General features: G+C 43.4%; 7 protein-coding genes. All 7 read right to left on the reverse strand.

Annotated features, from left to right (window positions below; all coding sequences use genetic code 11):
• A partial coding sequence (thrB, locus tag IJN28_04370; protein MBQ6713006.1) for a homoserine kinase occupies positions 1-524 on the reverse strand: 524 nt, incomplete at its 3' end.
• Between the two features lie 15 nt (positions 525-539).
• The gene (locus IJN28_04375; GenBank protein MBQ6713007.1) at positions 540-1832 is read right to left on the reverse strand and encodes a homoserine dehydrogenase; all 1293 of its coding nucleotides are present in this window, start codon (positions 1830-1832) and stop codon (positions 540-542) included.
• Positions 1833-1850: 18 nt separating this feature from the next.
• A complete protein-coding gene (locus IJN28_04380) occupies positions 1851-2297 on the reverse strand; it encodes an ACT domain-containing protein (protein MBQ6713008.1) in 447 nt (148 codons plus the stop codon).
• Positions 2298-2441: 144 nt separating this feature from the next.
• Positions 2442-3920 carry a stage IV sporulation protein A gene (spoIVA, locus tag IJN28_04385; protein ID MBQ6713009.1) on the reverse strand — a complete coding sequence of 493 codons (1479 nt, stop codon included), beginning with the start codon at positions 3918-3920 and terminating at the stop codon, positions 2442-2444.
• Positions 3921-4134: 214 nt separating this feature from the next.
• The gene (locus IJN28_04390) at positions 4135-4464 is read right to left on the reverse strand and encodes a DUF3870 domain-containing protein (GenBank protein MBQ6713010.1); all 330 of its coding nucleotides are present in this window, start codon (positions 4462-4464) and stop codon (positions 4135-4137) included.
• 11 nt (positions 4465-4475) lie between these two features.
• A complete protein-coding gene (locus tag IJN28_04395; GenBank protein ID MBQ6713011.1) occupies positions 4476-5288 on the reverse strand; it encodes an Asp23/Gls24 family envelope stress response protein in 813 nt (270 codons plus the stop codon).
• A 14-nt stretch (positions 5289-5302) separates the two neighbouring features.
• Entirely contained in the window at positions 5303-6133 is an 831-nt protein-coding gene (locus tag IJN28_04400; protein ID MBQ6713012.1) for a PHP domain-containing protein, read from the reverse strand.
• Positions 6134-6205: the final 72 nt, after the last annotated feature.

Here is a 6205-nt window from a genome sequence, read left to right on the forward strand (position 1 = left end):
AGATGGAATTCGGGAATAGCTACGATCATGTAGAGCGGTTTTGGTGGCATAAATCGCAAATAAGACGGTTTGTCGTCTTCCATGATGCTGACTGTGATACCGCCAAAGATGGCAGGTGCAACATTATCCGGATGACCCTCCATTTCAGTTGCAAGTTCAAACAGATCATGGCGAGTCAATTTGCTTCCGCTGAGCTCATTTGCGGCGAAAAGTCCACCGACGATAGCTGCCGCACTGCTGCCCATACCACGTGCGAGAGGGATGTTATTCTCCATTTTAAGGCGGAGACCCTTGCAGGTATACCCTACACGCTCAAAAACCTTATCAATGGCTTGACAGACGATATTAGTGCGTGTTGCGGGAATGATGCCTTCTCCTTCACCGGTTACTTCGAGCTGAATTTCGTTAATATCTAGTTCTGTTACTTCAAGTTCGTTATAGTAAGTACAAGCAATACCGATGGAGTCGAATCCGGGTCCGCAGTTTGCAGTTGTTGCCGGGATTTTTACTTTGATGGTTTTCACGAACATAGCCTCCCTTTATTCGTTAGCTTCATGTACGCGAATTACGTTGCTGATTTCCGTTACGACAGGTAATGCTTCGATCTTAGCAAGTGCTTCGCGGATAGCCGCGTTTTTGACCGTGTATGTAACGAATACGATTTCTGCGCAGTTGTTAACTTTGCGTTTCTGGATGACGGAGTTCAAGCTGATATTTTCTTCCGAGAGAAGACCTGCGATTTTTGCAAATACGCCCGGCTCATCTTTAACCAGTAAGCGAACATAGAATGCCGATTGGCTTTCTTCGATCGGGCAGATTTTTTTATTTTCATAGCAAGTACAAAGGACACGTGCTTTGACGTCGTGCTGGATGTTTCTGGTGACTTCCATGATATCGCCGATAACTGCACTGGCCGTTGGAAGTTCGCCTGCGCCTCTGCCGTAGAACATAGTGTTGCCTACTGCATCGCCCGTAACGAAGATTGCATTAAATACATCATTAACAGATGCGATCGGGTGCGAATTCGGTATAAACGTCGGATGTACACGTACTTCTACGCCGTTTTCGGAATCTTCTTTTGCGATGCCGAGGAGTTTGATAACATAGCCGAGCTCGCGTGCGTTAGCAATGTCTTCAGGCGAGATTTTGGTAATGCCTTCAACATAGACATCATCTACCGTGATACGCGAGTTGTATGCGATTGAAGCAAGAATAGCGATCTTGCGTGCTGCATCAAGACCGCCAACGTCTGCTGTCGGATCGGCTTCAGCGTAGCCTTTTGCCTGTGCTTCAGCAAGAACTGTTTGATAGTCGACATTGTCGCGCGTCATTTTAGTGAGCATGTAGTTTGTCGTACCGTTGATGATACCCATGATCTCTTCAATCTTATTACCGATGAGGCAATCTTTCAACGGATGAATAATCGGAATACCGCCGCCGACACTTGCTTCGAACATGACATCGAGATTGTTCTTTTCAGCAATATCAAAGAGCTCTTTACCGTATTTTGCGATAACGTCTTTGTTGGCAGTTACAAGATGTTTGCCGTTAGAAAGTGCGCGTATCATGTAGTCACGTGACGGATTTTCACCACCCATCAATTCAACGACAATGTCGATCTCGGGATCGTCAAGAATATCGCTTGCGTTCGTTGTGAGCATTTCTTTAGGAAGAATACGTTCTTTATCAAGACTGCGTACCAAGGCTTTGGTCACTTCAATTTTAGCGCCGACTTTTTTAGCGATATCTTCTTGATTTTTTTTGAGTATTTTTACAACACCTGTTCCGACCGTTCCAAGGCCGAGGATACCGATTTTGATTATCTTTTCCATTGGAAATACCTCCTTGTTTTATGCCTGTCCCATGACTTCGATTCGTTTGACACCTTCGATAAGACGAAGTTTGTCTAAAAGTGCTTCAAGATCGATAACTAAGTCAACCGTTTCGATTGAGATCGTCGCATTAGCAACACCTTGTAACGGAATGCCTTGGTTGATCGTTAATACACTGCCATGTTCACAAGCGATCGTGTTGAGTACTTTGGAAAGTACGCCCGATTTGTGTTCTAGCAAGAGCGTCAAAGTTACGATCTTTTCTTTGCTGGCTTCATAGAACGGAAACACGAAGTCTTTATACTTATAGTAAGCACTGCGACTTAAGTCCATTTTTTCAACTGCTTCATTGATCGTACGCACTTCACCGCGTTTAAGCATATCTTTTACTTTGATCGTTTTTTTGATTGCTTCGGGGAGAATTTCTTCGCGTACAAGATAAAATAAAGATTGGTCTTTATTCATATTTATTACCTCGTTTTCTCTTGAAGGATAAATTTCTTCTAACAGTAGACATTATACCACTGTTCACCCCCTGTGTACAAGAGTTTTTATTAAATTTTATAAAAGAAAAATCTCGGTAGTTATTAGCTACCGAGAACATATTGTTTAGAATATGATACAGATCAGACCACCGTTACCGTCGTTGACGATTTTGGTAAGTGTATCGCGTATTTTAGTCTGTGCATTTTCGGGCATATCGGCCAGGTTGTTTTGGATGCCTTCGCGAACGAGCGAGTTGAGTGATTTGCCAAATAAGTTGGTACGCCAGATGCGGTCTGGTTCACCTTCGAATTCTTTCATTAAATATTGTATCAATTCTTCGCTTTGCTTTTCTGTGCCGAGGATCGGTGCGATCTCTGCTTCGACATCTGTTCGGATGATATGAAGTGATGGTGCGGAGGCTTTTAACCGTACGCCGAATCGATTACCGTTTTTGATGATCTCAGGCTCTTCTAATATCATCTCGTCGATCTGCGGGATAACGATGCCGTAACCGTTCTCTTTTGCGTCAGACAGCGCGGAAGCGAGTTTGTCATACTCTTGCTTAGCCGAGGCAAGATCGCGCATCAGACGCAAAATATGATGGTTTCCTTCGATTGTGAATCCGGTCAACTCTTGCGTGACCTCGAAGAAAAGAGAGTGCTTTGCTGTAATATCTATTATGGCTACGCCGCTGCCGAGATCCATGTTTTCCAGGATGACCTCTTCTATAAAAGGTTCTTCCGATAAAAGGTGGATGGCTCCATCAATATCACGTAAACGTCGAATATCTTGCGTGACCTCTTGAACAGCGTGGTTGAATTTTTCGTGCAGCCAATGTTCTTCTTCCAGTTCTTCTACCCATTTCGGAAGGAGGATGTTGACTTCTTTAACAGGAAATTCATAGAGTACTTCTTGTAAGATACCATATACATCTTCGTATGTAAGTTGTGCGCAATCCATGGGCAAAACAGGTACATTGTACCGTGTTTCCATCTCGGCAACAAGCGAATGGGTCACGCTATCATTTGGTCGACTTGTGTTCAAGATGACAAGAAATGGTTTTTCAAGTTCTTTCAGTTCTTCGATTACACGACCCTCAGCTTCAAGATAATTGTCACGTTCAAGATCCGTTACACTGCCATCAGTCGTAATAACCAGTCCAATTGTTGAATGTTCTGTGATTACTTTTTTTGTTCCGATCTCTGCTGCTTGTTGGAATGGAATCTCTTCTTCAAACCAAGGTGTCAGTACCATGCGTGGACCCGATTCTTCTTCATATCCAAGTGCGCCCTCGACTGTATAACCGACACAGTCGACGACACGTACCTTGACAGCCACATTCTCTTTGATATCGATTTCGATTGCTTCATTCGGAATAAATTTAGGCTCGGTCGTCATAATCGTTTTGCCTGCCGCGCTTTGCGGAAGTTCGTCTTTGGCACGTTCTTTCTCGTATGGATCATTGATATTCGGAAGAACCATCGTTTCCATAAATCGCTTGATAAATGTTGATTTTCCTGTGCGTACAGGTCCTACTACACCGATATAAATATCGCCGTCGGTGCGTTCGGCAATATCGCTGAACAAGTCAAACTTTTCCATCTGCTTCACTCCCTGTTTATTCTTCTTTGCACGGACGGCAGCTATCTGACGCAGTCCGCCTCCCCTATCTTATCTGTCATGGGAGGCATCGCAAAAATATTTGTTTGGTTCAATATATGAAGATGATATGAAAATATGTCGCAGGTGGAATAGATTTTATAAAAAAGAAACGGATACAGTTGATTCTGTATCCGTTGGTTCGTTAGCTATGCCGTTAGTCGAGCTCGTATTCGATGTGATAATTGCGATATTTATCGCAAATGATGCGAATTGCCGTTGTAATGGCTTTTTTTGCATTGCCTTGATAGATGCGGTCGATCATCTGACAGAGTGGCTCGGGGCCGTCATTTAAGTTGTATCCGGTGATAGCATGAGAGATATGTTTCGATGCTAAATGTGTAGCAAGTGTGCAATCTGCTTCGATAATAAGGCCTGTTTCTACGTTGACTAATACTGTTATGGCAACAGTCTTATATAGTTCGCTGGCTGTTATGCCGGCAGGAAGTTTAGCATATCCGGAAAAGAGAACAAGGTTGGTGTCCATGATTGACCTCCTTAATGAATACTAAGACTTTTTACAGCAATATTTACTTCAAGTACTGTCAGTCCGGTCATAGCTTCTACGACTTCTTTGATCTTGGCTTGTGTTGCTTTGACCACTTCATGGATGCGATAGCCATATCGAATCGTTACATCAAGCGAAACCGATACGCCACGATCTTGCTCTTGCATGTTTTTGATGCGAACTTGCGATGTTTTGGTGATCTCACATTCATGGGTCGCTACATAATCAACGATCGACGCGATAGCTGCATCAGAGATGAGCAATTTGCCATAGTAACTGAAAGCCGGTCGTACGATCGATTTTTCGCCGACTCGTCTGCGACGGCGATTTTTTGAGGACGTGAAGAATATCTCGAGTGCGGAGAAATGCTCTTTCAGCTCAATGTTCGGTACAGGGATGATATGTTTCCCTTCTTTCAGACGAGATTCACGAGCTTTGGCGATCTCGCGCTGTGTAGCGATATCATGAATATAGATGAATTGGCTGATCGCAGGCAGTTGCAAAACCTTGGCGATCTTGTTGACCATGTTGTCCGATGTACCGAGAATCAATATTTTCTGTGGTTGTACACGTGCGATCGCATCACGTACCTCTTGTGCGTGATCATCATGCGTAAAAATAGCACGTCGAACAGCTTGGATCTTGCTCGCTTCTTTTTTGGCGGAATGACCTGCAATGATTTTGCTGTCTTTAATTAAAATACCATCGTCTATGATAGTGTCGACTTTATGTTCATGGGCAACCGTCAGTGCGCGGTGACTTTTCCCTGTTCCGCTTGGCCCTACTAATGCAATGACTTCCATAAATCCTCCTGCGCTTATCTATACTGCTCGTTTAATCTTGCTTGCAGTGCATCGGCATACAATATATTGGTATTCCAGATTCCCAACTTTTCAGGGAATCTGCCGCGCATTCCGTGGAAATCCGATCCACCTGTGATCATACATTGTCTGTCTTTGGCAATAGCTTCAAGACGACGTCTGCAAGCCAGATTATTTTTCGGATGATAGATCTCGATACCATCAATGCCTGCATTAAGAACGGCATCAATACATTGGGTGTTTTTGATAATTCCGGGATGTGCCAGGATACTGATACCACCGATCTCATACATCAACTCGATGACCTCTGTATATTCGGGTTTTGTACGTGGAATAAACACAGGCCCACCGCTGTATAGGAGCTTTTCAAATACTTCTCCAACTGTGGAAAAATATCCTTTTTGAATAAGAATTTTAGCAAGATGCGGTCTGCCCCACGAGAGCGCGGAACCTGTTGCTTGATAGAGATCATCCATCGTAATAGCATATCCCCTATCATTCAAGCGAGCAAGCATCTTAAGCAATCTTTCCTTGCGCAGAACAGATATATTATCTACCATGGCAAGTAGTTTGGGATGCTTTACATTATGCATATAGCCTAAGATGTGGATCTCTTCACCAAGACAATTGCAACTAAACTCTATTCCTGCAATAACATTGATACGTGTTTCTTGGTTTGTATCAAGCGTCATAATACCGCCGACTGTATCATGGTCGGTAATCGCAATCGCAGATAATCCTACTGCAATCGCTTGCTCAACGATCTCACAAGGAGAATAAATACCGTCCGATGCAGTTGTATGGATATGGAGATCAGCCATTCTCATAAAAGACACCCATTTCTTTTTTGACTCTTATTATATTATTATATCACAATATAGGAAAGAAAAACCAGAACG

Source organism: Selenomonadales bacterium (assembly GCA_017442105.1).
GTDB lineage: Bacteria > Bacillota > Negativicutes > RGIG982 > RGIG982 > RGIG982.